This window comes from Pseudobythopirellula maris (assembly GCF_007859945.1).
Lineage (GTDB): Bacteria > Planctomycetota > Planctomycetia > Pirellulales > Lacipirellulaceae > Pseudobythopirellula > Pseudobythopirellula maris.
In genome coordinates, this window is sequence record NZ_SJPQ01000003.1 from 496498 (window position 1) to 522476 (window position 25979).

The window sequence follows — 25979 nt, forward strand, 5'->3', positions numbered from 1 at the left end:
CGGGGGCGCTAGGACCCCTCACCGCCGTGGTGCTCGGTGGTGTAGTTTGGCGCCTCTTGCGTGATCGCAATGTCATGAGGGTGGTTCTCCCTAACCGTGGCCGGACTGACCCGGACGAACCGCGAATCCCTTCGCAGCTCTTCGATAGTGCGCGTGCCGCAGTAGCCCATACCGGCCCTGAGCCCGCCCACCAGTTGGTAAACAAAGGGGCCGAGCGCCCCCTTGTAGGGAACACGACCCTCTACGCCTTCGGGCACCAGCTTGCCGGCGCCCTGCTCGTCTCTCGCTTGTCGGTAACGCTCGCTCGATCCCTTGGCCATGGCCCCCAGAGAGCCCATGCCGCGGTACGCCTTGTAGCTCCGCCCTTGGTACAGCACCTGCTCGCCGGGGCTCTCGTCGAGGCCCGCCAGCAGCCCGCCGATCATCACGCAGTGGGCGCCAGCGGCGATCGCCTTAGTGATGTCGCCCGAGTAGCGGATGCCGCCGTCGGCGATGATTGTTGTGTTCGTTCCCTCGGCCGCCAGGCTCGCCTCGCGGATCGCGGTGATCTGCGGCACGCCGACGCCCGAAATGACCCGTGTCGTGCAAATCGACCCCGGCCCGATGCCCACCTTCACCGCGTCGGCCCCGGCTTCGATCAGGTCGCGGGCCCCCTCGCCCGTGGCGACGTTGCCCGCCACCACGTCGATGTCCCACCGCTTCTTGATCTCGCGGACCGTCTCGATGACGTTCGACGAGTGGCCGTGGGCGCTGTCGACGACTAGGAAATCCACCTCCTTGCGGATCAGGCTCTCGGCTCGCTCGTAATCGTGGACCCCAACGGCGGCTCCGACACAGAGCCGCCCCTTGGCGTCTTTGGCGGCGTCCGGGTAACGCCGCATCATGTCGATGTCTTTGATCGTGATCAGACCCGTCAGTGTGTAATCTTCGTCAACCAGCAAAAGCTTCTCGACCTTTTTCTCCATCAAAACCTTCTCAGCTTCACTGAGCGTCACGGTCCCGGTGGCCGTGACGAGGTTTTCCTTGGTCATCACCTCGCCGATCGGCAGGTCGTTGCGCTCTAGAAAACGCAGGTCCCGCCGCGTGAGGATGCCCACCAGCCGGCCGCTAGCATCGGTGATCGGCACGCCCGAAACACGCGATTGCGACATCGCCTCGCGGGCTTCCGCCACGCTAGCTTCGGGCGGCAGCGTGACCGGGTCGAAGATGATGCCGTTGGCGCTGCGCTTGACCTTGTCGACCTCTTCGGCCTGGGCCTCGATCGAGAGGTTCTTGTGGATCACACCCATCCCGCCCAGCTGCGCGAGGCCGATCGCCATGCGGTGCTCGGTGACGGTGTCCATGGGCGAACTCAGCAGCGGCGCCGCCATCGCTAGCCTTGGCGTCAGCCGCGTCGTGACTTCGACGTCGGAGGGCATGATCGCGCTGTAGCGGGGCTGGAGCAGCACGTCGTCAAACGTGAGCCCCATGGCGGCGAGCTTGTCGCCCAGCGGGTTGGTGGGGGTGACGGCGGCGGCAGCGTCGGACGGGACTCGATCGGTCGGGGCCATGGCTTTGCAGACTCCTCTGGCGGTGGCACGGCGGGGCGGGAGAATCCCGGATTGTCGGTCGCGAGGGCGATGCTGGCAAGACGCCCAGAGCGAGAATGGCGTCTGAGGCGTGCCAGCCGCTCCGGGCGCTGACGCTTACGGCTCGCCTACGCTTGCTGGCGGTTCGCCACGCAGGTCGCCACGACACGGATTTCCTCGTACGAGACCTCCTCGCCGAGGTGCTCGAACACGGGCCTCAGGCGGCCCGGGCCGCACGCCTCGAGGGCCTCCTCGATCCTGAGGGCCGTGGCCCGCGGGACCCACGGCGTGGGGTCGGTGATCTGCTCGTGCTTGAGATAGTCGCTCAAGTACTTCTGCACAGTCGACACGGCCCGCCCCATCTTTTCGGCCGCCTCGTCAACCGAGAGCCCGTCGCGGAAGAACGGGAAGGCCGCCAGCGACGACGCCCCGGGCATCGACTTTTCGGGCGTCGCGACCACGGGCGCGGGGGCCTCGACCTCCACATCCGACGCGGCGCCCGTCTCGCTGCAATGGGCCGAGATCTCGGCGATGAACGCCTCGCCGTAATCGCTCAGCTTCTTCTCGCCCACGCCCTGCGCCTGGCGGAACGCCTCGAGTGTCGTGGGACGGCGGCGGGCCAGGTCGCGGAGCGACGCGTCGCCGAACACGATGTAGGCCGGCACGGAAAGCTCGCCCGCCAGCTTGGAGCGCAGCGCCCTGAGCCGCTCGAACAGCGGGCGGTCGACCCCCTCCCAACTCTCCGCCGAGCTGCGGCTCTCGCGACGCGACGGCGCCGCCTTGGCGGCCGCCTTGAGCAGCTTCGGGTCGCCGTCGCCCTTGAGCAGCCGCAGGCCCGAGTCGGTCAGCTGCAGCACGCCGTACTCGCCCGCCTTGATCAAGTACGCCTGGGCGACGAGCTGCTCGACCCAGTCGCGCACGTTGGCCGCCCGCTCGTCGGCCAGCAGGCCGTGGGTGCTCAGCGAGTCGTGTCCCGACTGCACGATGCGCTGCTCGGTCGAGCCGCACAGCACCTTGCAGACGTAGTCGGCGCCGTAACGCTGGTCGAGCCGGGCGACGCACGACAAAATCTTCTGCGAGAGCACGACCGGGTCGTCGACCAGGTCGAGCTCGCCCAAGCAAACGTCGCAGGCGCCGCAGTTGTCGTTCTCAAACGCCTGTCCGAAGTGCTCCACGAGCATCCGGTGCCGGCAAGTCACGCCCGCGCAGTAGCGGCTGATCCCCTCCAGCGCCCGCAGGCCGGCGGCGATCGAGTCGGCGTCGCCCCCCTCGCTTGGGTTCTCGATCATCCGCCGCCAGGTGACCGCGTCGCTGCGGCTGTAGAGCAGCAGGCAGTCGGCCTCGAGGCTGTCGCGTCCCGCGCGGCCGCTCTCTTGTTGGTAATGCTCCACGCTCTTGGGCATGCCGGCGTGGACCACGAACCGCACGTTCGGCTTGTCGATCCCCATGCCGAACGCCACGGTGGCGACGACCACCTCGAGGCGGTCGTTGATAAAGTCGTCTTGGTTCTTCTTGCGCTGGTCGGGCGACAGGCCGGCGTGGTACGGCGCCGCACGGCAGCCGAGCTCGACCAGCGCGGCGGCGGTTTTTTCGACTTCCTTGCGGCTGATGCAGTAGACGATGCCCGGCTCGCCCTTGTGCCGCTCGACCATCGCCGCGATCTGCTGCAGCCGCTGCTGAGCCGAGCGGACCCGGTACGCCAGGTTCGGCCGATCGAACGAGCCGACCAACATGCTGGGGTCCGACAGACCGAGCTGCTTGGCGATGTCGTCCCGCACCGCCTCGCTGGCCGTGGCCGTGTAGGCGTGCACGGCGGCGTGGGGGAAGGCGTCCTTGAGCACCCGCATGCCACGGTACTCGGGCCGGAAGTCGTGGCCCCAGGAGCTGATGCAGTGCGCCTCGTCGATCGCGACGAACGACACGTTCTGCTGCTGCAAGAACTTGAGCGTGCCGGTCATCAGCAACCGCTCGGGCGCGGCGTAGAGCAGCTTGGTCTCGCCCGATTGCACGCGGTCGCTCACCTCGCGGCGTTCTTCGGCCGAGAGCGAGCTGTTCACAAAGTCGGCCGCCACACCGCAGTTGCGCAAGGCGTCGACCTGGTCCTTCATCAGCGAGATGAGCGGCGAGACGACCACCGCCATGCCCCCCATGGCGATCGCCGGCACCTGATAGCAAAGGCTCTTGCCGCCGCCCGTGGGCAGCACTACCACCGAGTCACGCCCCTCCATCACGGAGGTCATCGCCTCGCGCTGCAGCGGCCGGAACTCGTCGTAGCCCCAGTACTGGCGCATGGCGCCTAGCAGGGCGGCGGTGTGGGGGTCGGTCGGGGGATTCGCCACAGAAGACACGGCGTGGGCAAGGCGGGTTGCTGAACGGGTGGCCAGTCACAGGCCCTGAGGATAACACACCCGCGGGGGGGCGTGCGACGGGCGCCGGGATAAGTCCGATCAGGAGCCAGAGAATCGTTCAAGTCGATTCACCACAGAGGGCACGGAGTGCACGGAGATTGCTAGGTGGCAACGCTCTGGGCGTCGGGCTTGCGGTAGACCTCGTCAAGAGACCTACCGCTCGCGTCTTTCCATTCAGCCCAGCCATTGGCGCTTCTTGCCAGAACGATGCTTGCTGCTGCACTGGGAGAACTACAAACATAGTCCTCGGTAAGTACCAACTGATCTTCGTTCTGTGGCGCCAGCAAACCCACTGCACAGAGCTCTTCAACCATCGAAGTAGTCGATGCCGCTGCCGAAGGCACAGATTCACGTCGGCAAATCGATCCCTTAAAGAGAACGAAACCATCATCTACGGGCGCCCCCTTGCCGTCGGCGTGCTTCCCCTGGCAGTAGAAGACTTCTGCCGGGTCACGCATCTCGGCGGCAGGCGCTTCAAAAATGGGGAAGCCAAGCGTGGCGAGCAACGTTGAAGCCGTATCGAAAACATCAAACACGTCCGCTTCAAGAGGCTCGGGGATGTAAGGCTTGCCCCCCGCGTTGCCATTCTTCAGGGAGTACCTACCTGCCGTCGCCGCTTTGTCGATGCTCATCCACTCAAGGTATCGGACATGAACTTGCGTGAAGCTCTCTGACTTGGAAGTAACCACGACCGCTGCCGACCAATAGTCTTTGTCGACGTTATGCTTCTTGAGCCGTGTAGTAAGGTCTTCTGTCTGACCGATGTAGACGACGGGTTTGATTCCGTCGGCAGCAGGTCCGAAGAGGAAGTACAGAGCGACTCGATTGGCTTCGGGCCTGGCGAATAGCCTGTCCAGCTTTGTCCTCGGCACTTGCATCGCTTGAACGATTCGTGTCGTGATACCAGCGAGACGCAAGCCTCTCGGTTCACCGTCGGGCAGATAGATTTCGATCGTTTGGCCAAGATTGTTCATGCCCCTACCATAACTCTCTGTGCTCTCGGTGTCTTCCGTGGTGATTCATTCCCGTTCCGCGAACGGCTCGACGTCCGGCGCCACCCACACCGGCGTCGAGACCCGAAACGGCTTCGCCGCGCCGATGTCGAACGCGAAGCGGACGAACGTGGCCGAGTAGCCCGATTCCGGCGCCGTGACGCTCACGTGGTAGGCGCCATCGGCGGCAGGTTCGAGCCGAGTCGGCTTGTAGGCCGCGCCAACGACGGGGTAGCGGAAGTCGCGCGCCCGCGGGTTCACCGCCCGCCACAACACCGCCTCGGTCGGCCTGGCCGTGCAGGTGACTGTGTGCTCGGCCGCGTCGTCGCCGCCGGTCCAGCTGACCGTCGGGCGCTGGAGCCCGTGGACGACCGAGGCGTGGAACGCCACGAGCGCGTCGAGGGCGTTGCTCCCTGCGAGCGAGTGGCCGCAGTTAGGCGTGTAGCTCAGGTGCTTCTCGCCCGGCAGGTCGTCGAAGTAGAACCGCGACGAGTCGGGCAAGAAGAACTCGTCGCCCGACGCGTTGATCAGGCACTTCGGCATCGTGTAGCGATCGCGATAAGCGTAAGGGTCGACGATCGCACGGATCGCCGCGCTATCGGGGCTGTCGAGCCGGTCGGCGAGGCCGTGGCTCTCGTAGTCGCCCAATGCCTCGGACCAGAAGCCGTAGCTGGCGTGGTGGTGCTCCATCGAGGGGGCGATGTTGAGCACGTCGATCACGATCGGCGCGACGGCCGCCACCCGGTCGTCAACCGCCGCCGCCAGCCAGCTGGTCCAGCCGCGTTTCGAAGCGCCCGAAACGGTGAACCGCTCGATCGCGGGCGCCTCGCCCTGGGGCTGCTGGGCCAGGCACTCTTGGACCGCCGTCATCGCCTCGACGGCCGACTTGGCCATCGGCAGCTGGGCGAGCCACGTGGGGTCGCCCGTCTCCATGCACTCGATCCACGAGCCGGCCAGCAGGTCGTCCTCGTAACGCTCGCGCTGCGGGTGGTCACTCGTCAGCAGTCGCAGCGGCTGGTTCGGCACGCAGCGCAGCTCGGCCACGACGCTGCGCGTGGCGAGGGCGATGCCGCGGAGCCGCTCGTCCATCGGCCCCGGATCGTCCGCGCGTTCCGAGCCGCCGGTGACGAACAGCAGCGCCGTTTCGGCCTCGCAGCCCGTGGGGACCGCGATCACCAAGGCGTGACGCCACACCGGCCGGTCGACCTCGTCGGCCGTGCGCCACGTTTGGCTTGTGAGCCGTACGTGCAACTCGGCGTGGGTCGGCAACTCAACGCGGCGTTCCAGCTCCCACTGGGTGCTGGGGTCGGTCCGGCTTGTGTAATCGTCCAGCGGGGTGAGGGCCGTCGCCGCCGCCTCGCCGTCCGCGGCGGCGGACGGTTGCTGGGCTCGTGCAGCCCCCGACGTCAAAAGCCCCTGCAACATGATCAAGAAAACGACGCGAGCGAAGAACGGCATGCGATGCGAACCCGAGGGTGACGGTGGCGAGGAGTTGAGATTATCCCCAACACCGCCAATCCGACAAGCAAAGCCGCCGAGGGCTCGGGCACGTAGACCAGTGTCGTCACACTGCCCACGCCCGCGCCGTAGATCGCCCGCACCGCGGCGATGTCGTCCGGGTGCAGGTAGCCCGTTCCGGGGCCGTTGCGGCGGAGCGCCGCGGGGTTCATCACCGTGCCAACGATCGACGTGTGGCCGATGCCGAGCGTGTGGCCGATTTCGTGGGTCAGGATCCCCAGGATGTCGGGCTCGCTAGGCGTGCCGTGGATCGCCCACGGGTCGCCGTTGTCGAAGTGGATGTCGCCGGCGATGTGCGGGCCGTTGGAAGGAAAATAGGCCAAGGCCTTCGCGGCCGGCATGCCGTTCTGGGCGTCGGTGCCGTTGATGAAGCGGTGGTTCAGACGGATCACGCCGAAATCGTTGGCCGAGTAACTGCTGTACGAGGCGTTGTTGCTGGTGTAGACCGGCGTGCCGACGTCGGGGACCTCGGTAAAGTGCAGCGGCGCGACCGACGCCCACAGCGAGAACGCCTCCTCCACGACGGTGCGGATGTACCAAGCGGGCACGGTCAGGCCCGCCGGGTCTTTGAGTCCGCCGCTGAGGAAGTTGTTGTAACTAAAGGTCACGTGGACCGGCGTGCCGTCGCCGCCCGGCTGCGGCAGTTGGCCGCCCTGCAGCGTGTACGCGGCGGCGCCGGGGGGCAATTCATCGCTGGCGGCGGCGTCCGGGGAGTCCGACGCTCCGCACAGGGCGGCCGTGTCACCGCCGAGGGCGGCGCACCATTGGCAGGCGGCTGCCCGATCGGCGCCAAGCATTGCGACCGCCGCGAATACGACCGACCAACGGAAGAACCGACCGACGTGCGACATTTGGCGACCCCTAGAGAAGAACACGAGCGAGAAAACCCTAGGCGCCGCCGTGGGGACGGCAATCGTGAGCTTCCCAGCCGGTAGTGGCTGGTTGCGGTTGTCGTTCGACAATCGCGACAAACGATCCTCTGGCCTGCGGCCTGTGGCGGGTCGATAATTCAAGTATGGCGGCGGCCAGACAGACGTGCAACAAATTGCCTACCTGACGCACCCGCCGCATATCCGTTACGATCGTATCTTCCGTCAGAGCAACGAGTTGGGCCGCGCCAGCCACTCGCTTGGCCGCCTCCTACCCCTCTCCCCCCACGCCGCCCTTTCCGGCCGACATGAAAACCGACGAACTCCGCGAAAAGTACCTCGAATTCTTCGAGTCCAAGGGCCACACCCGTGTGGCGAGCGACGTGCTCGTGCCGACCTGGGACCCCAGCGTGCTGTTCACCCCCGCGGGGATGAACCAGTTCAAGGATCACTTCCTCGGCAAGGTGAAGCTCGAGTACACCCGGGCGACCACCTGCCAGAAGTGCATGCGCACCGGCGACATCGACAACGTCGGCCGCACGCCGCGGCACCACACGTTCTTCGAGATGCTGGGCAACTTCAGCTTCGGCGACTACTTCAAGCGCGACGCGATCCATTGGGCGTGGGAGTTCCTCACCGACAAGAAGTGGCTGGGCCTGCCGCCCGAAACGCTCACGGTCACGGTCTACAAAGACGACCAAGAGGCGGCCGACATCTGGCGCGACGAGATCGGCCTGCCGACCTCGCGGATCTCGTTCGAGGAAGAGGACGAAAACTTCTGGCCCGCCAGCGCCCCGAGCCAGGGCCCCGACGGCGTGTGCGGCCCGTGCAGCGAGATCTACTACACGGCCCCGGGGCGCGAGCCGCTGGAGATCTGGAACCTCGTGTTCACGCAGTTCAACCGCTTGGGCGACCCGCCCGACAACCTGCGCCCGCTGCCGAGCAAGAACATCGACACCGGCATGGGCCTGGAGCGCACCGCCGCGGCGCTGCAGGGCGTCGAGACCAACTTCCACATCGACAACCTGATGCCGATCGTCGAAGCGGCGGCCGAGGTTTGCGGCGTGAAGTACGAGTACGCCAGCGAGAACGGCCGGCGGCTGCGGCGGATCACCGACCACGTGCGGGCCTGCGTCTTCTCGGTGCACGAGAACGTCTACCCCGGCGCCAACAAAGAGAAGTACGTCGTCAAGCGGCTGCTGCGCCGCGCGGTGCTCGACGGCCACCAGCTCGGCCTCCGCGAGCCGTTCCTCTCGCAGCTGGCGCCCACCGTAGCCGAGGTGATGCGGGGGCCCTACCCCGATCTGATGGAAACGGTCGACCGCGTGGCGAGCGTCATCAAGAAGGAAGAGGCCAACTTCTTCGGCACGATCGACGCGGGCCTCAGCCGTATCGACCGCGTGTTCGACGGCATGCGCAAGGACAACAAAACGGTTGTCGAAGGCGCCACGGCGGCCGACCTGTACCAGACTTACGGCGTGCCGCCCGAGCTCCTGGAGAGCCTCGCCGCCGAGCAGACACTCACGTTCGACTGGGACGGCTACCAACGCGCGATGGACGAGCACGGCGAGGCGAGCGGCAAGCTCGTGCACACCGTGATGGGCGCCAAGGGCCCGATCGATTCGCTCAAGCAGGCGGGTCACACCACCGAGTTCACCGGCTACGACGAGACCGAGACCGAGGCGAAGATCGTTGGCGTGGTCGTCGGCGACGCGGAAGAAGCGCAGCTCGCCGAGACGCTCGAGGCCTCCGGAGCGGAAACGCCCGCGCGCGTGGTGCTCGACCGCACGCCGTTTTACGGCGAGAGCGGCGGTCAGGTGGGCGACCACGGCGTGCTGGTCGGCCCCGGCTTCGAGTTCCGCGTGGACGACACCCAAAAGGACGGCGGTTTGTTCGTCCACCACGGCGTGCTGGTTTCCGGCAAACTGATGGTCGGCGACAAGGTGAACGCCAAGGTCGACGCCGCGCGCCGCGACGCGATCCGCCGCGCCCACTCCGCCACGCACCTGCTGCACTGGGCGTTGCAGAAGACGCTCGGCTCCCACGCCCAGCAGCAAGGCTCGAAGGTCGACGCCGACTGGCTGCGGTTCGACTTCACGAACCTCAGCCCGGTCGACGAGGAACAGCTCGAGACGATCGTCGCGGACGTCGCCAGCAAGGTGGCGGCCGCCGACACGGTAAAGTCGGAAACGCTCCCGCTGGCCGACGCCCGCCAGCAAGGCGCGATGATGCTGTTCGGCGAGAAGTACCCCGACCCGGTGCGGATGGTCTCGATCGGCGAGTTTTCCAAGGAGCTCTGCGGCGGCACCCACCTGACGAGCTCGGCCCAGGTCGGCGCGTTCGAACTGCTGCACGAAGAGGGCGTGTCGGCCGGCACGCGGCGGATGACCGCCCTGACCGGCGCCCGCGCCGAGGCCCACATCGCCGAGACCGAGGCGGCCTTCGCCGACACGGCCAAGGCGCTCGGCGTCAAGAGCGGCGCGGTGCTCGAAGCCGTGGGCCGCTTGCTCGCCCGCCAACGGGCGCTGAAGAAGCGGCTCGAGGGGGGCGGCGAGGTCGCCAAGGAGAAGGCAGCGCCCAGCGGCGCCGAGCTCACGACTTACCCCGAGCGCAAGGCGGCGCTCGCCGAAGTCGCCAAACGGCTCTCGGTGGCGGCCTCGGCCGTGCCGGAGCGGCTCACCGCGCTGCGGGCCGAGGTCGAGACCCTCGAAGCGCAGGTCAAGAAACGGGGCGACGCCGGCTCGATCTCCGCCGACGACCTGTTGAAGAACGCCGTCACGGTCGGCGACGCCCATGTCGTCATCGCCGAGACCCCCGCCACGCCGGCGCCGGTCATGCGGCAGCTGATCGACGCGATCCGTCAGAAGACACAGCCCTCGGCCATCCTGCTGGCCACGAAGGAGGGCGACGACAAGGTGACGCTCGTGGCCGGCGTGTCGAAGGACCTGCAAGAGCGCGGCGTCAGCGCGGGCAAGTGGATCGGCCCGGTGGCCAAGGCCCTGGGCGGCGGCGGCGGCGGCCGACCCGACATGGCCCAAGCCGGCGGCAAGCAGCCGGAGAAACTTGCCGAGGCGCTCGACGTGGCGAAGGCGGAGATCACCGCGGCGTTGGGAGCGTAGCTCTGCAAGGGCCGGCCTCTGTGGCGGCCCGGCCCTTGCGGACCGGTTGCGATCGCCGAGGCGTGTGCCCGGGGCCGGAACGCCACAGAAGGCATTCCCTACAGAACCCTGGTAAATTACGACAAGCACCGCTTGCGCAGCGCCGTGAGCTCCGCGAGCAGCGGCTTCGCCTCGCCTTGTTCGTCGAACAAACCGGCGATGGTCGCCTCTGAGCCGTCGCGGCTCTTCTCGGTGCGATCGTCCAACGCGCCCCAGGTCGCCACCTGCACGCTGTTCTTGGCGATCAGTAGTGGCAAGCAGTGGCGGGCCCACGCGGACTGGCGCTCGGCGTCCCAATGGGGCTCGGCGGGCGTGGTGATCGAAAGCATCAGCGGCAGGTCGAGCTGCACGTTCCAGGCGTCGATCAGCCGGCTGTAAGCGAGCGGGTTGCGCGACGCCGTGTGGCGGGCGCCCGAGCCGAGGTTCAGCTCGACAAGGAACCCGGCGATCCCCAGATTGGCGCGCTCGAGCGAGTCGGCGATCTCCAGCGCGGTGAGCCCGGTCGGCTGGTTGCGCAGCGACTCGCACCACGGCTGCTCGAAGCCGACCACCACCGGCGTTTTCGGGTCGAGCTGCTTCAGGGCGTTCAGCGCGCCAACGACGATCTGCAGGCGTTGGTCGTCGGAGAGCGACAGCGTGCGCGGCCGGTCGAGGCGTCCCGCCAGGTTCCACAGTTGCACGCGGCCGCGGAAGCGTTCGACCACCGCGGCGACGTGCTCGATCATCAGCGACGAGACCGTGTCGAAGTCGCCCTCCCACAGGTAGGCCCAGTCGGGCACCGAGCGCTCGTCGAACTCGAGCAGCGGCCCGCAGCAAACACGCAACGAATTCTTGCGGGCCCACGAGGCCGCGTCGTCGACGGCCGACCAATCGCGCACGCCCTCGCTCGCCTCGACACGCATCCACGAGGCGTCGACCACGGCGAGGTTCACCGCCTCGAGGAGCGGCTCGCGCTGCGCGTCCTTCGGCGCCCCGCCTGAGAGTTGCACGCCGAGCAGAGTGGGCAGCCGCGGCTGAGTCGCCGTGCGGAGGTCGATCGCCTGGTCCGTGTAACTGGCGGCCAATCGCCAAGAGGCTTCGGCCATCGACGCGAGCGCCTCCGCCGCAAACCGGGAGGCGTCGGCGAGGTTCTCGCTCGTCGCGGCGCGGGCGAAGAGCTTGGTGCTGGCCAGCACCGCCTCACGCATGCCGTCGTCGATCGCCAGGCCGAGCATCTCCCACTGGGCGAGCTGGTTGCGCAGCCGGTAGATCTCACCGCGGGCGAGCTCCACCTCCAGCCGGTAAGGCGCCTCGCGGGCCATCAGCGTGGCGGACGACAGCAGCCACTCTTCCCGCGGCGCGGCGCCGGTGGTCGGCGGGCCGATGGGCCAGGGGATCGCGATGCAGCCCGAGCCGTCTTCGGAGTACTCGGCCACGAGCCGATCGCCGCTCATGAACACGCGGCTGTGGAACGGCACCTCGTCGCCCCCGGCGACGTACGCCCGCGCAAGCCGGGCGCTGTCGAGCAGGCCCGGATCATTGACAACAAATCGCAGCTGACCCATCAGGTCTCCGACCTCGCGAACCACACTGAGAGCGCCCCGGCGACTTGCTGACCGATGAGCCCAGTCCGAGCGGTCCCGATCGAAATCGTCCGCGATCGTGTCTCCCCTGCAAGCCTAGGGATAATCTAATCCTCCGCCCCGCCGCCAACAACCATGCCCCCCCGGCCGACAAGCCGAGCGGGTATACTCGCTCCCTCACTTTCATCCCCCTCCCGAAGGAATCGGCCGCCCCGCCATGCACGGCTCGACCCACTTGCCCGACGCCCCCGATTACGGCCTCGACGGCCTCCCCGTACGCCGCGGCAAGGTGCGTGAAGTTTACGACCTGGGCGACCGGGTGCTGCTGGTCGCCAGCGACCGCATCAGCGCGTTCGACTGGGTGCTGCCCACCGTGGTGCCCGACAAGGGCCGCGTGCTCACCCAGATCAGCGTGTTCTGGTTCCAATTGTTGGCGGACCGCCTGGGGATCGCGCACCACTTGCTCGAAACCGAAGTCGAGCGGATGGGGCTGCCGGCGTCGGCCGACCTCGCCGCCCTGGCCGGCCGCACGATGCTCTGCCGCAAGACCTCGGTCGTGCCGTTCGAGTGCGTGGTGCGCGGCTACCTCTCCGGTTCGGGCTGGAAGGAGTACCAAAAGGACCAAGCGGTGTGCGGCGTGGCGTTGCCGCCGGGCTTGGTCGAGAGCGACCGCCTGCCGGAGCCGATCTTCACGCCCGCCACGAAGGCCGAATTGGGCGACCACGACGAGAACGTCTCGTACGAGCGGATGGCGAACGACTTGGGCGCGGGGCTCGCCGAGCAATTGCGCCGGCTCAGCCTCGAGGTCTACCAGACCGGAGCGGACGCCGCGCTTGATAAGGGCATGATCCTGGCGGACACGAAGTTCGAGTTCGGGCTGCTTGAAGGATCGACCGACCCGATCTTGATCGACGAGGCGCTCACGCCCGACAGCAGCCGCTACTGGCCCGCCGACCGCCACAAGCCGGGCGGCCCGCAGCCGTCGTTCGACAAGCAGTACGTGCGCGATTGGCTGCTGGCGAGCGACTGGGACCGCACGAGCGAGCCGCCGGCCTTGCCCGCGGACGTTGTCGCGCGGACAAGGGCGAAGTACGTTGAGGCGTTTGAGGCGCTGACGGGTGCGGGCTTCGGTTGGGGGTGATGCGTGGCGCTTTTCCGACGACTGTAAGTCGTCGGCTATTTGCCCCTCGCTTCGGTTGCGTCGCAAACGCGCAATAGCCGACGACCTACGCTCGTCGGACGACTCACCGATAAAGCCCCCTGCGCTCGTCCCACTTCCACCCTCGGTGCGCCGGAAGATACTTCTCCGTCAAAAACTCAAAGTGTTCACGTTCTTTCACCCGTTTGCGTGACGAGCCGCTACTGAGCCACTTCTGGATTTTGATCTCTTTTTTTGCCGCAGGCTCAATGCTTTCTTGAGGCTCGTTCGCAGTTTCAGCCACGGTCTCGACTCGTCTTTCCAACTCAGCAGCACGTGGCAATGGGTCGGGTCTGTAGCGACCGAGTGCAAACGTGAATCGATCGCTACAGCGCCGTGCTGGAGTATCTCGACAATCAGTTGCTGAGTATCGCCTGAAAACGACGCCGCATTCTGGCTCATCTGATTTCGGTAGAGGGTGGCCTTCCTCTCATCCCGTTTCAGCACGCCCTCCTGACGCACGACATAGCCCTTCTGCTTGTCGGGAAGCCACGTGCCATACGCGTGAAATGTGAAGAGATAGCATGGCATGGCGGGCGCCCAACGGCCATCGGTCGTCAGCTATTCCTGTGAGTCGTGAGAAAAGCATCACTCCCATCCTAATTAGCCAACGATCTGTCCGCCTGCGGCCGCCCGAGGCGCCGTAGGCGGCGCGGCTTGGGGCAATTAGAATGAGGGTTTCCCCTCCGCTACCCCGCCCCGACAAAAGCCCATGCTCCGCTACTGGACCGCAGGCGAATCGCACGGCCAAACGCTCCTGGCGATGGTCGACGGCTTCCCCGCCGGCGTCACGCTCGACACCGCCCCGATCGACGCCGACCTGAAGCTCCGCCAAGGAGGCTACGGCCGCGGCGGCCGGCAGCGGATCGAGACCGACACGGTGCAGATCCGCACCGGCGTGTGGCGCGGCGAGTCGCTCGGCAGCCCCCTCGCGCTGGAGGTGGTCAACAAAGACTACAAGCTCGAACGCCTCGACGAGCTGCCCCGGCCGCGGCCCGGCCACGCCGATCTGACGGGCTCGATCAAGCACCTGGGCGGCATCCGCCCGATCCTCGAGCGCTCCAGCGCGCGCGAGACCGCCGTGCGTGTCGCCGCCGGCGGGCTGGCGAAGCTGCTGCTGGCCGAGTTCGGCGTCAAGACCCTCGGTTACGTGGTCGAGCTCGGCGGCGAGAAGATCGAGCCGGTCCCCGGCTCGATCGACGAGCACCGCGAGCTGCGCGGCAAGAGCGAGATCTATGCGCTCAACCCCGAGCGCGACGCGGCGATCAAGGACCTGATCAAGAAGACCGGCAAGGCGGGCGACACGCTCGGCGGCGTCGTTGAGGTGCGGGTCGAGGGGCTGCCGTTCGGCCTCGGCACCCACGCCCAGTGGAGCAGCAAGCTCGACGGCAAGATCGCGCAAGCGGTGATGGCGGTGCAAGCAATCAAGGGCGTGGAGATCGGTCTCGGGTTCGAGGCCGCCCGGCGGCCCGGCTCGCAAGTGCACGACCCGATCCACTTCGACGAGTCGCAGCGCGACACGGCCAACCTCGGCTTCGTGCGGCCGACGAATAACGCCGGCGGGCTCGAGGGGGGCATGACCAACGGCCAGCCGCTCGTGGTGCGGGCGGCCAAAAAGCCGATCAGCACGCTCGCCAAGCCGCTCGAAAGCGTCAACCTCCAGACCAAGGAGGCCGACGCCGCCAGCTACGAGCGGAGCGACGTGTGTGCGGTTCCCGCAGCTAGCATCATTGTGGAAAACGTGGTCGCCTTTGAGATCGCGGCCGCTCTGGTCGATAAGTTTGGGGGGGACAGCCTCGTCGAGATGCGTGCGCGTTACGATCTTTTCCTAAAGATGGCTCGCGAACGCTAGCGAGCTCGTGCGGTCGGAGGTCCCCCCCGGACGGACCATCCGCAACCCCGCCGAGCCCGCATGCTGCGTCAGAAGACCCAACGCCGACTCTGCCGCGCAATCTTCTTCGCCGGCTGCCTCACCCCCACGCTGCTCATCATGGGCCTGGCGATGGCCCACCAGCTGACGCGCGGCGTGGCCCTCGACCGGCTCGCGGCAAGGCTCGGCGTGCGGCTCGGGTGCGAGCGGCTCGAAACGCCCGAGCCGGGCAGCTACCTGCTCACCGGCGTCGCGATCCTCTCGGCCGAGACCGACCACGAGGTCGCCCGCTGCGACCGGCTGCTCGCCACCCGGCGAAACGGCGAGTGGCGGCTCTCCACCGGCGTCGTGTCGATCGGCTCGGCCGGCTCGGGCGAGACCCGCGCGGTGCTCGCACGGCTGACCGAGGAGCGGCTCGACGTGGGCCTGTTCGCCGAGGCGACGCGCGTGCGAGTGTACGACGACGAGCCGACCGGCGATCCCGCTCTCGAACTGGAGCACTGCCAATTCGAGCTGCGCGAGAACGCCACGACGGCGCCGGCCCTGGCCTCGTCCGAGTCGACTTCCTCGAGCGTCGCCCTAGCAGCCCCAGAAACGACCGGCCTGCGGATGTCGCTCACCGCCGCCGGCGGTTTCCATCTCTCGGTCGAACGCAACCGCCAACTGAGCCCCCCCGCCACGCGGCTGACGCTGGTCACCGGCACGGTCGGCGTGCCCGCGCGGCTGCTAGCCGGCTGCGCCCCCGCCGCGGCGAACCTGGGCCACGACGCCCGTTTCCACGGCAAGCTCGAGGCCACGCTGCCGAGCGGCGCCCACGGCGAGGCTTGGGGCGAGCTCACGGGCGGCTTCGGAGAGGTTTCGGCCCAGCGGCTGCTGCCGGGCGGGCTCGGCGCCGATTGGCAATCGGCCTCGCTCCACTTCGATCAACTCGCTTGGCGCGGCGAAAGACTGCAGCGAGCCTGGGGACGCCTCGACGCCCGCAACGGCATGCTCGACAAAGGCCTGGTGTATGGCGCTTACCAGCACCTCAAGTGCCAACCCACCAGCACGCTGGTGACCGAATGGGACGCCACGCCCGACGAATCGCGGGTGGCGTTCGACCGCGTGGCGCTCGAGTTCGATCTCGACGCGATGGGCTTGGTGCTCGTGGGCCACTGCGGCGACCGCGGGGCCAGCGGGGCGATCGCCCACGCGCTGGTGTCGCGCGGCGAGGCGGCGCTGATCACGCAGCCGATCGAGCGGCCGCTGCCGCTGGCGTCGGTCGTACACGCCCTGTCGCCGCCGAGCCAAGAGATGCTGCCCGCCACGCCCGTCGCGGGCGAGATCGCCCGGCGGTTGCCGCTCGGCGAGCGCGGCGAAGAGCGCAGGCTGTGGCGTTAACCCCCCTCCCCCATGGGGGAGTGAGAAATGCTACTTCTCTTCGATCGTGATCACCGCCGGCTCGGTGTCGGGCGCGTCGTGGTCGCTTTCTCGGCGGCCGATCTTGATCGATCTTTGGCGGCGAATCGTGTCGGCCAAGAAGGCGGCCGGGCCAGAAGTCTTTATCTGGGCCTTGAGCAGAGAGAACGCCTCGTCCCAGTCGCCCCGCTCGTAGCAACTCAGCGCCCGCTCGTAGCGGTCCAGGGCGGCCAGCACACGGCTCTCGGTCGTGGGGAAAGCCACCGAGTAGAGTTCGACCGCCTCCTCGAGCCCCGGCAGCCGGGCGCGGCAGAGCCGGCGCGCTTGCAAGCGGCTCGGCAACAGCCGAGCGGTGGCGGCCGTGGCCACCAGCGGCACGCCGAGCCGCTTGGTCGCCGCCTCGACGCGGCTGGCGAGGTTCACGGTCTCGCCGCGCGGGCCGTACTTGATCTTCTGCGTGCTGCCGATATTGCCCACGGCCGCCGGCCCGGTGTGGACGCCGACTCCCAGCCGCAGCGGCGCGCGCATGCGGTCGGCCCAGCGCTCGCTCACGTGGGGCAGTTCGGCGAGCATTTGCAGCCCCGCCTCGCACGCCATCTCGGCGTGCTCCGGTTGGCTGAGCGGCGCGTTCCACATCGCCGACAGGCCGTCGCCGTAGTAGTCGATCACCACGCCGTCGTTGTCCGTGACGGCGCGCGTGAGGCAGTCCATCACGTCGCCCAAGAGCTCGTAGGTGGTCTCGGTCGGCAGCTCGGCGCATAGGCCGCTGAAGTCCCTGAGGTCGGCGAACAACACCGAGACGTCGCGGCGCCTGCCTTGCAGCATGGCGGGGTCGCGCTCGATCTGCTGCGCCACGGTGCGGGTGAAGGCTTGCTCCAAGAGCGCCCGCCGCCGGCCCGCCTCGGCCTCCTGCTCCAACCGCGCCACACCGCTCGATACCGAGTCGGCCAGAAGCCGCACGAGGTTCGCCTCGAGGTAACGGACGCCGCGACGGCCGTTGCCGCTGTGCACTACGCGCCAGGCGTAGACGGCGCCGACCAACTCACCCGAGCCGTCGGTCACGGGGGCGAGCACGATCGCCGGTCGTGGGTCGACCTTCAAGGGCGTTTCGCCGTCGTCCGTCGGTTGCTCCACGCCGTGGAACCACACTCCGTGTTGCGCTGCGAGCCGCTCGAGCAGCGTGGGGTCGAAACCGACGCCCAGTTCGGGCCGGGGCAACTCGCTGGAGACGATCCGCCAAGCGTCGCTCGCCGGGTCGCGTTCTAAGATCATCGCCCCGTCGAGGCCCACGGGCTCGACGGCGAAACGGGCGGCGTCGCGGTAGAACTCGGGCGTCGAGGCGGACCAGCGGTTCAGCGCCGAGAGCGCCTCGAGCCAGCGGGCGAGCGTGGCGGAGGCGGGGCCCGAGGCGTCGGCCGCGCGGCGGTCGTCGTCGGTCTCCAGCCGCTGCAGCGCGCGGGCGCCGCGCGAGCGGGTTGCGTTCGCGTCGCTGAGTTCGAAGCGAACGTCGCCGAGCGTAAAGGCGAGCGAGCCGGGCGTTTCCAGTCGCTCGCCGACCGGCATGCCGGCCGCATCGAAGCCGTTGCCGTTGTGAGAAAGCACGAGCCGACCGCCGCCAGCAGCCGCTTCTGTCTCGGCAAGCCGCCACACGCCGTCTTGGCCGACCGCCAGCACCACGCGCCCGCCGGCGATGCGTTGCTGGTCGTGCTGGCGCGGGCTGTGGATCGCGAGGTCAAACATCCTCGCAACATAGTAGGTTGGGGCACGCAGGACTATCGCGTTCAGCACGCCCGGCTCCTGTCGGTCTGCTAGCACCGCCGCCGGCGCGTCGTCAATCGTTCTGGACGCCAGCACCGCGTTCCGGGATACTCGCCCCTCTCCACCCATTCACTCACGCCCCCAGAGCGAGCATGGACGCTTCGCAAAACTGGATGCTTTGCGCGCTCGGCGCGACGCTCTGCGCGGGGGTTGTTGTGCAGCTAGCGGCGGGCGGCGTTGCGGCCTGGCGTACGGGCGAGCGGCGTCGGCGGCGGGCCGAGCGGTGGCGTGAGGCGTTCCTCCGCCGGGTCGAGGCCGTGGCCGCCGCCAGCCGGGCGCGCGACGTCAACGCGCCCCCCTGGGAGGGCGAGCGGCCGATGCGTGTCGCGTCGGTCGTCGACGAGGCCGAGGGGCTCAAGTCGTTCTACCTGACGCCCGCCGACGGCCAGCCGTTACCCGGCTTCATGCCGGGGCAATACCTCACCCTGTCGGCCCGCTTGCCGAGCGACGCCGCCGACGCGACCGCACCGGACGACGCGAAGCCTACGGTCCGCTGCTACTCGCTCTCCGACCGACCACGCGAGGAGTTCTACCGGCTCACCATCAAGCGTGAGCCCGCCGACCCGAATCGCCCCGGCTCCAAGCCCGGCGTGTTCAGCGGTTGGATGCACGACCACACCAAGCCGGGCGACGTGATCGCCTGCAAGGCGCCGAGCGGCGGGTTCTTCCTCAACCCGGCCGACCCGCGTCCCGTCGTGCTGATCGCAGGCGGCATCGGTGTGACGCCGATGATGAGCATGCTTTTGACGCTCGACCACCTGCGGTCCCATCGCCCGGCGCACGCGTTCTTCGCGTTCCGCACCCCCGACGAGAGGCCGTACGACGACGACCTCCGTCGCCTGGCCGCGTCGAACGATCGCTTCAAGATCCACCTGTTCTACTCGAAGGCCGACGGCGCCCAAGCCGAGCGGCCGCCGTCGAGCGACGCGGCGCAACCGACCGAGTCGTGGGGCGAACGGATCACGGTCAACGCGCTCAGCGAGCGGCTGCCGTCGAACAACTTCGATTACTACATCTGCGGCCCGCCCCGCATGATGCACGCCATCGTGCCCGACCTGCTGGCGTGGGGCGTGCCGCCCGACGCGATCCACTACGAGGCGTTCGGTCCTGCGAGCGTGAAGATGGCGCCCGACGACTCGCTCATGGAGCGGGCCAAGGGGAGCGTCGTCCGCTTCGCCGGCCGCGACTGCGAGGCGGTGTGGAACGGCGAGTACGAGTCGCTCTTGGAGCTGGCCGAATCGCTCGGCGTGCCGCTCGCCTCGGGCTGCCGGGCCGGCAACTGCGGCGCCTGCCGCGTGCGGGTGCTCGAGGGCAAGACCGCCACGACCAAGCCCCCCGGCGCCACCGCGGCGGCGGGCGACTGCCTCGCATGCATCAGCCTGCCCGAGGGGCCGGTGGTGCTCGAGGCTTAGAAGAAGAGACCACGGATTGCACGGATGGACGCCGGCTGAGTCACTCAAATCATATAGCCACGAAAAGGCGCCAAGGGACACGGAAAATGACGATCGAACGGAATGGTCACCCCACCCATTTCCGCGCGTTTTCGCGCCTTTTTGTGGCCATCGTCATCCGTGGCACCCGTGAAATCCGTGGTTAACAACCAACAGGAATCGCCCACCTTGCGACCGATTGCTCGTAACCCGCTGCTCGTTCTCACGGCCGCTTTGACCGGCGCCGTGGCGATCGCGGCTGCGGCGTTTGCTCAAGCGCCTGGCTTCGGGCCGGCAGAGCCGGCGGCGGCCAAGGTGGTCGGCTCCGACGCCTGCGCCAAGTGCCACGCCGCCGAGGTGAATCAGTGGCGCGCGACGCCTCACTTCCGAACGTTCGAGGAGCTGCACCGCACGCCCGAGGCCAAGGCGATCGCCGACCGGCTCGGGATCCGCTCGGTCAAGCGGGGCGGGACCTGCGTGCGATGCCACTACACCCAGCAGGAGGTCAACGGCCGGATGCGCGTGACCGAGGGGGTCTCTTGCGAGTCGTGCCACGGCGCGGCCCAAGACTGGCTCGACCTGCACGCCGACTACGGCCCCGGCGCCAACCGCCAAACCGAATCCGCCGACCACCGCCGCGAGCGGCGGCTGCGGAGCGTCATGGCCGGCATGAACAACCCGGGCAACCTGTACCTGGTGGCCCGCCAGTGCCTCGATTGCCACACCGCGCCGGACGAGCAACTCGTCGAGGTCGGCGGCCACACGGCCGGCAGCACCGATTTCGACCTGGTCGCCTGGTCCCAGGGCATGGTGCGGCACAACTTTGTTCGGTCGGGCGGCGCCGCGAACGCGCCGAGCGGTCCCGAGCGGCTGCGCGTGATGCACGTGGTGGGCGTGATGACCGACCTGGAGTACAGCCTGCGGGCCGTGGCGGGGGCCACCCAAGCGGGCGTGTACGGCAAGACCGCCGCCGGCCGGGCGGCCGCCAAGAAGGCCCAACTGTGGCGGCTGCAACGCAAGCTCGAGAGCCCGCTCGTCGCGCCGGCGCTCGAAGCGGTCGCGGCGGTGGAGCTGCGGCTGGGCAACGCCGCGGCGATCTTGGCGGCGGCCGACGCGGTGGGCGTAGCGGCCTACAACTTCGCCGAGCAGGCGGACGGGGCGACGCTGGCGGCGATCGACGACGAGCTGCCCTCGCCGGCACAGTACAAGTAAATCGATACAAGTAAATCGATACAAGTAAATCGTTACAAGTAGATCGTTTTAGGGTGTTCGTGAACTCCGGAGGCTTACGCCCCCGGCTCGCCGTTTATCCGTGTTTATCTGTGGTTCCCTTCGTTTCGTACGAGTCCGCTAGCCAATGTCGCAGCACGAAGTCACCCGCGCCCGGCCCCAGAGATGGGACGAGCCGTTCGGCGACGACATGACCGAGGCGTTGGTCGATCGGCTGCTGGGGGTCGAGCCGTTCGGTAGCATGGACCCGAAGGCGTTCCCTTCGGCTACCCCGCTGCGCGCGATCTTGCTCAATGACACGCGCGTGATTCGCTACGCCGACGGCGACCTGATCGTCCGCGAAGGGGACTACGGAGGCAGCGCGTTTCTGGTGCTCGACGGCGTGGCGCGCGTGGCGCTGGAGAACCTGCCCGAAGCCAAGGCCGATCGCCCTTCGGCGAGCGGCGGCAAGCTGCGGCGGGCGCTGGCCCGGCTGCTCAGCCCGCCCAAGGCGCCCGAGACGCGTGGACCGACGGGTCTGCCGCCCGTGCTGGGGCCCGGCGTCGGCGCCCGCGGCGACGGCGAGCACGCGACCGTCTTCCTGCAAGACGTGCCCGCGGTGCTCGACCGCACGCGCACCGCTAGGCTTGGACCGGGCGAGATCTTTGGCGAGCTCTCGGCGCTCACCCGCTCGCCGCGCAGCGCCACGGTGTTCGCCGAGTCGCCGGTCGTCATGCTCGAGATCCGCTGGCAAGGCCTGCGGGACCTGATGCGCTACACGCCGGCGTTGGCTGCGCACGTCGACATGCTCTACCGGCAGAACAGCCTGGCCGTTCACCTCCGCGAGACCCCGCTGCTTCGCGGCCTCTCGGCCGAGGCGTTGGAGCGGGTCGCCGAGGCGGTGGAGTTCGAGTCGTTCGGCTCGTTCGAGTGGCAGGCCGACCACCCGGCCACGAGTGAGCTGACGCCGTTCGAGCGTGTGGAACGCGAGCCGATCGCCGCCGAAGAGGGACAGCCGCCGGGCGGCTTGCTGCTCGTGCGGGGCGGCTTTGGACGGGTGACGCGACGCGAGGGCGCCGGCCGACGCACGGTCGCCTACCTGGGCAAGGGCCAACAGTTCGGCGCCGAGGAGATCGCCGCCGCTGCGACGGGCGAGGACGCGGCGCCGCTCCGGCGTTCGCTGCACGCCGTCGGACGGCTCGACCTGATCCGCATCCCCACGGCGGTGGTGGTCGAAGAGGTGCTCCCCACGCTCAACGCGAGCCAGCTGACGGCTTGGGCCGCGTCTCCCACCGCCGAGCAACCGGTTGCCGACTCGAACACGCTCGACTTCCTGGTCGACCACCGGCTGATGAATGGCACGCGGGCGATGGTCATCGACCTCGACCGCTGCACGCGCTGCGACGACTGCGTGCGGGCCTGCGCGGCGACGCACGAGGGGAACCCGCGGTTCGTCCGCCAAGGCGCCGTGCACGACCGCTACCAGTTCGCCAACGCCTGCATGCAATGCGTCGATCCGGTCTGTCTGCTGGGCTGCCCGACCGGAGCGATCCACCGCGACGAGGCCACGGGCGTCGTCGCGATCAACGATCCGACGTGCGTCGGCTGCGCGACCTGCGCAAACAGCTGCCCCTACAAGAACATCCAGATGGTCGAGATCCGCGACCCGGGCGGGGCGATCCAGATCGACGAGAAGACGAACCAGCCGATCGTCAAAGCGACCAAGTGCGACCTGTGCGCGGGGCAATTGACCGGGCCCGCGTGCCAACACGCCTGCCCGCACGACGCGCTGGTGCGTGTGGACCTGAGCGACGTGAGCGGCTTGCCGTCGAGTGTAACGCGTTAACGAAAGCTGTTTAGCAATCAGGCAATAGCCGACGGCCTACGGTCGTCGGGCCGAATCACAATCAAACGCCGCGCCGTCCGACGACCGTAGGTTGTCGGCTATACGCACCAAATCGCAAAGCATCTCTCAGAGCCTTGGACCGTTTCGCCAACCGCCGTATCCGACACCTCTTCGCCGCCACGCTGGGCGCCGCGGGGCTGGTGCTGTGGGTCCGGTGGATGGACGCGTCGCTCTACCGCGGCGCGCTGGCGACGGGCTACGTGCTTTACGCGGCTGTGCTGTTCCTCGCCGCCTACCACCTGCGAAAGAAGCTGCCCGGCATCCCGCTGGGACGCAGCGCCACGTGGATGCAGATTCACCTGCTGGTCGGGGCGATGACCGCGCCGCTGTTCGTGCTGCACACCGGCGGCTTTGCCGCCGACGGTTGGCTCGAGGGGGCGCTGGCCGCCAGCTACTGGGCGACGTTCCTGAGCGGCGTCGCGGGGCTGTGGCTCACCCGCTCGCTCCCCCGCCAGTTAGCCCGCACCGGTGAGCAGTACGTGTACGAACGGATCCCGCAGCTGCGACGGCGGGTGCTCGAAGACGCCGACACCGCGGTGCTCGCCGCCGTCGACTCGAGCGGCGCCACGACGTTGGCATCGTTCTACGCCGAACGCGTGCAAGGATTCCTGCTCGGCGGCAGGCCGCTCGCTTACGCCGTGCGGCCGACGAGCTCAACGCGCAAGCGGCTGTTCGGCGAGATCACCGCGCTCGGTCGTGTTCTGACCCCACCCGAGCAAGAGGCGAGCGAGAAGCTGTTCGCCCTGGTGCGCAAGAAGGACGACCTCGACTTCCATCAGTCGCGTCAGGGCCTGCTCAAGGGATGGATCTTCGTGCACCTCTGCCTGACCTGGTCTCTGCTGCTCCTCGGCGCGTTGCACGGCGTGCTGGCCCTCGGCTTCAGCGGGGGGCACGCGTGAGACGCCCGCTCGAAGACTTCGGCGCCCAGCGCTACGACCGCCCCAACGAGCCGTGGGTGTGCGGCCTCTCGGAAGAGGGCCGCCCCTGCCCGGTGGGCCCGACCCGCGGCGGCGTTTGCCCGGCGCTCGCCGAGTGTGTGCCCGTGCGGCAGGGCGACCGCTGGGTCTGCAACCGCTCGACGCACCGCGGCGGGCCTTGTGACGGCGCCGGGGGCGGCGGCGGCCCCTCGCCCGAGGGCGCCTGCTGCCGCGTGGCGACCTGCAAGCCGAAGCGCAGCCTGCGCACCGTGCGCGGCCGCTGGTCGCTCGGCGCGGCGGCGTTCGCCTTGGGGGCGGTGCTCATGCTGCTCGGCACGGCCCAGCGCAACGAGCTCGTGGCGCCGGGACCGCTCACTTCGCACCACGCCCAGATCGTCGGCCGTGAGAACTGGGCCGATCGCTGCGCGGCGTGCCACCCGGCGGGCGCCTCTGGGGCGTTGGGCGTCGTGGGCCGGGCGGCGCTCGGGCACGGCGTGATTGAACCGGGCGGACCGACGCAGTCCGCGCTGTGCCTGAAGTGCCACCAAGGCCTCGACGCCGCGGGCGCCGCGATGCTCGCCCACGGGCTGCCGGCCCAATCGCTCCCTTCGAGCAAGCCCCCCGTCGAGAGCGACAGCGTGGTGAACGCGTCGCTCTCATCCGCCCCGTTCGCGGGCATGACGCCAAGCGGCGCGCACGGAGGAGAGGTCGCCTGCGCGGTCTGCCACCAAGAGCACCACGGCGCCGACCACAACCTCGCGCGGCTGACCGACGCCCGCTGCCAGGCGTGTCACCAGGAGCGGTTCGAGTCGTTCGCATCGGACCACCCCGACTTCGGCGTCTGGCCCCACGGCCGCCGGCAACGGATCGCCTTCAACCACGCCTCGCACCAAACCAAGCACCACCCGTCCAAATCGGAGACGTTCGACTGCCGCGTCTGCCACACCGCCGACGCCACGGGCGACCTGACGGCGCTGGCGCCGTTCGAGACCTCGTGCGCGTCGTGCCACGAGGCGTCGATCGACGCCACCTCGGCCACGGGCGTGGCGCTGCTCGCCCTGCCGATGGTCGACGACGCGGCGTTGGCCGACGCCGGCCGGCCGCTCGGCCTGTGGCCGGAGTCCGCGAAGGGCGATTTCGACGGCGACATGCCCGCGCTGCAAAAGCTGCTGCTGGCGAGCGACCCCGAGGCGCGGCGGGCGCTGCAGCTCTTGGGCGCCGATTTCACGTTCTTCGACGTCGACCCCGGCAACGAGGAGCAGGTCGCCGCGGCGGCCGACCTGGTCGACGCCACCCGCGCGTTGGTTGCCGACCTCGCCGAGCATGGCGGTGAAGCGGTCGCCCAACGCGTGGCCGCGCTGGTCTCCCTCCCCCTCGGGGGGACGGCCGGGCTGAGGGCGAGCCGGGTACCCGCTTCGTCCCCCCTACCTAACCCTCCCCAGCAGGGGGAGGGAATCTTAGGAGAAGGAAGCCTTGCCCCCGGTTTGCCGCGCGAGATGGCGGCTCTTGCCTGGCGTCTCTGGAACGACGACGCCGACGCCCCGCATGATCCGCCCGCGGCGCCCGGTGTGTGGTCGATCGACCGCCGCGGCCTTGCGCTGAAGTACCGCCCCACCGGCCACGCCGACCCGATGCTGCGGGCGTGGCTCGACACGATCGCCGCTCTGCCCGATGAGCACGCCGCGCTGCGCGACGCGGCGCTCGCCGAATTGGCCGGCCCCACGAGCCCCGGCGGCTGCGCGACCTGCCACAGCCTCGAGCAACGGCCCGGCGGTCGTCTCGCCCTCAATTGGCTCGGCCGCGACCGCACGACCGAGCCGCGCGGCTTCACCCACTTCTCGCACCGCCCGCACGTCGTGCAGCCGGAACTCGAAGACTGCACGGCGTGCCACCAGGTGGACGCTGCCGCCGCGAGCGCCACCGACTACGCGTCGCTCCACCCGGCGCAGTTCGTCACTCAGTTCGCGCCGCTGGGCAAACAGGCGTGCGTCTCTTGCCACCAGCCCCACTTGGCGGGCGACTCTTGCACGCAGTGTCATCACTACCACGTGGAGGGGTTAGGGGTTAGGAGTGAGGGGCTACGAACGATCATCAACGAGCGCAGCTCGTCACCTGCTTTCCCTAGCCCCTAGCCCCAAACTCCTAGCCCCACGCCTCT

Annotated in this window: 17 protein-coding genes; 9 read left to right on the forward strand and 8 right to left on the reverse strand. The window is 68.6% G+C overall.

The genetic code is table 11. The features are described from left to right. Window positions 1-8: 8 nt before the first annotated feature. From guaB to Mal64_RS14820, 5 genes are all read right to left on the reverse strand, one after another. A complete protein-coding gene (guaB, locus tag Mal64_RS14800; protein ID WP_231993800.1) occupies window positions 9-1469 on the reverse strand; it encodes an IMP dehydrogenase in 1461 nt (486 codons plus the stop codon). Between the two features lie 227 nt (window positions 1470-1696). After that, window positions 1697-3907 (reverse strand): DNA helicase RecQ, encoded by a 2211-nt coding sequence (gene recQ / locus Mal64_RS14805; protein WP_231993775.1) that lies wholly within the window; start codon window positions 3905-3907, stop codon window positions 1697-1699. A 170-nt stretch (window positions 3908-4077) separates the two neighbouring features. After that, a complete protein-coding gene (locus Mal64_RS14810; RefSeq protein WP_146401611.1) occupies window positions 4078-4950 on the reverse strand; it encodes a GIY-YIG nuclease family protein in 873 nt (290 codons plus the stop codon). Between the two features lie 45 nt (window positions 4951-4995). Further along, a complete protein-coding gene (locus Mal64_RS14815) occupies window positions 4996-6426 on the reverse strand; it encodes a PhoPQ-activated protein PqaA family protein (RefSeq protein ID WP_146401613.1) in 1431 nt (476 codons plus the stop codon). Beyond that, window positions 6396-7337 (reverse strand): matrixin family metalloprotease, encoded by a 942-nt coding sequence (locus tag Mal64_RS14820; RefSeq protein WP_146401615.1) that lies wholly within the window; start codon window positions 7335-7337, stop codon window positions 6396-6398. The genes Mal64_RS14815 and Mal64_RS14820 overlap by 31 nt, the downstream gene beginning before the upstream one ends. Window positions 7338-7663: 326 nt before the next feature. Between Mal64_RS14820 and alaS the strand changes: the two genes are divergently transcribed. After that, entirely contained in the window at window positions 7664-10474 is a 2811-nt protein-coding gene (alaS, locus tag Mal64_RS14825; protein ID WP_146401617.1) for an alanine--tRNA ligase, read from the forward strand. A gap of 116 nt (window positions 10475-10590) precedes the next feature. Here the strand turns inward: alaS and Mal64_RS14830 are convergent, their stop codons facing one another. After that, on the reverse strand, window positions 10591-12057 hold the full coding sequence (locus tag Mal64_RS14830; protein ID WP_146401619.1) for a hypothetical protein: 1467 nt from the start codon (window positions 12055-12057) through the stop codon (window positions 10591-10593). 235 nt (window positions 12058-12292) lie between these two features. Here Mal64_RS14830 and Mal64_RS14835 point away from each other — a divergent pair, with 235 nt between their 5' ends. After that, window positions 12293-13216 carry a phosphoribosylaminoimidazolesuccinocarboxamide synthase gene (locus tag Mal64_RS14835; protein WP_146401621.1) on the forward strand — a complete coding sequence of 308 codons (924 nt, stop codon included), beginning with the start codon at window positions 12293-12295 and terminating at the stop codon, window positions 13214-13216. A 195-nt stretch (window positions 13217-13411) separates the two neighbouring features. Here the strand turns inward: Mal64_RS14835 and Mal64_RS14840 are convergent, their stop codons facing one another. After that, complete coding sequence (locus tag Mal64_RS14840) at window positions 13412-13804, reverse strand: hypothetical protein (RefSeq protein WP_146401623.1); 393 nt, start codon at window positions 13802-13804, stop codon at window positions 13412-13414. 181 nt (window positions 13805-13985) lie between these two features. On the opposite strand from Mal64_RS14840, the gene aroC reads away from it, so the two are divergent. Both aroC and Mal64_RS14850 read left to right on the forward strand, forming a co-directional pair. Further along, window positions 13986-15125 carry a chorismate synthase gene (gene aroC, locus Mal64_RS14845; RefSeq protein ID WP_146401625.1) on the forward strand — a complete coding sequence of 380 codons (1140 nt, stop codon included), beginning with the start codon at window positions 13986-13988 and terminating at the stop codon, window positions 15123-15125. Window positions 15126-15185: 60 nt separating this feature from the next. Beyond that, on the forward strand, window positions 15186-16523 hold the full coding sequence (locus tag Mal64_RS14850) for a hypothetical protein (RefSeq protein WP_146401627.1): 1338 nt from the start codon (window positions 15186-15188) through the stop codon (window positions 16521-16523). A 30-nt stretch (window positions 16524-16553) separates the two neighbouring features. Here the strand turns inward: Mal64_RS14850 and Mal64_RS14855 are convergent, their stop codons facing one another. Next, window positions 16554-18281, reverse strand: coding sequence for an adenylate/guanylate cyclase domain-containing protein (locus tag Mal64_RS14855; protein ID WP_197525789.1), 1728 nt, complete (start codon window positions 18279-18281; stop codon window positions 16554-16556). Between the two features lie 170 nt (window positions 18282-18451). Between Mal64_RS14855 and Mal64_RS14860 the strand changes: the two genes are divergently transcribed. From Mal64_RS14860 to Mal64_RS14880, 5 genes are all read left to right on the forward strand, one after another. Next, window positions 18452-19771, forward strand: coding sequence for a 2Fe-2S iron-sulfur cluster-binding protein (locus Mal64_RS14860; RefSeq protein ID WP_146401632.1), 1320 nt, complete (start codon window positions 18452-18454; stop codon window positions 19769-19771). A gap of 207 nt (window positions 19772-19978) precedes the next feature. Continuing rightward, window positions 19979-21001: a cytochrome c family protein gene (locus Mal64_RS14865; RefSeq protein ID WP_231993776.1), complete on the forward strand. Its 1023-nt coding sequence runs from the start codon at window positions 19979-19981 to the stop codon at window positions 20999-21001. A 145-nt stretch (window positions 21002-21146) separates the two neighbouring features. Further along, window positions 21147-22844, forward strand: coding sequence for a cyclic nucleotide-binding domain-containing protein (locus Mal64_RS14870; RefSeq protein WP_146401636.1), 1698 nt, complete (start codon window positions 21147-21149; stop codon window positions 22842-22844). Window positions 22845-22978: 134 nt separating this feature from the next. Continuing rightward, window positions 22979-23803 carry a hypothetical protein gene (locus Mal64_RS14875; RefSeq protein WP_146401638.1) on the forward strand — a complete coding sequence of 275 codons (825 nt, stop codon included), beginning with the start codon at window positions 22979-22981 and terminating at the stop codon, window positions 23801-23803. After that, complete coding sequence (locus Mal64_RS14880) at window positions 23800-25953, forward strand: hypothetical protein (RefSeq protein ID WP_146401640.1); 2154 nt, start codon at window positions 23800-23802, stop codon at window positions 25951-25953. Before Mal64_RS14875 ends, Mal64_RS14880 begins: the two co-directional genes overlap by 4 nt. Window positions 25954-25979 lie beyond the last annotated feature (26 nt).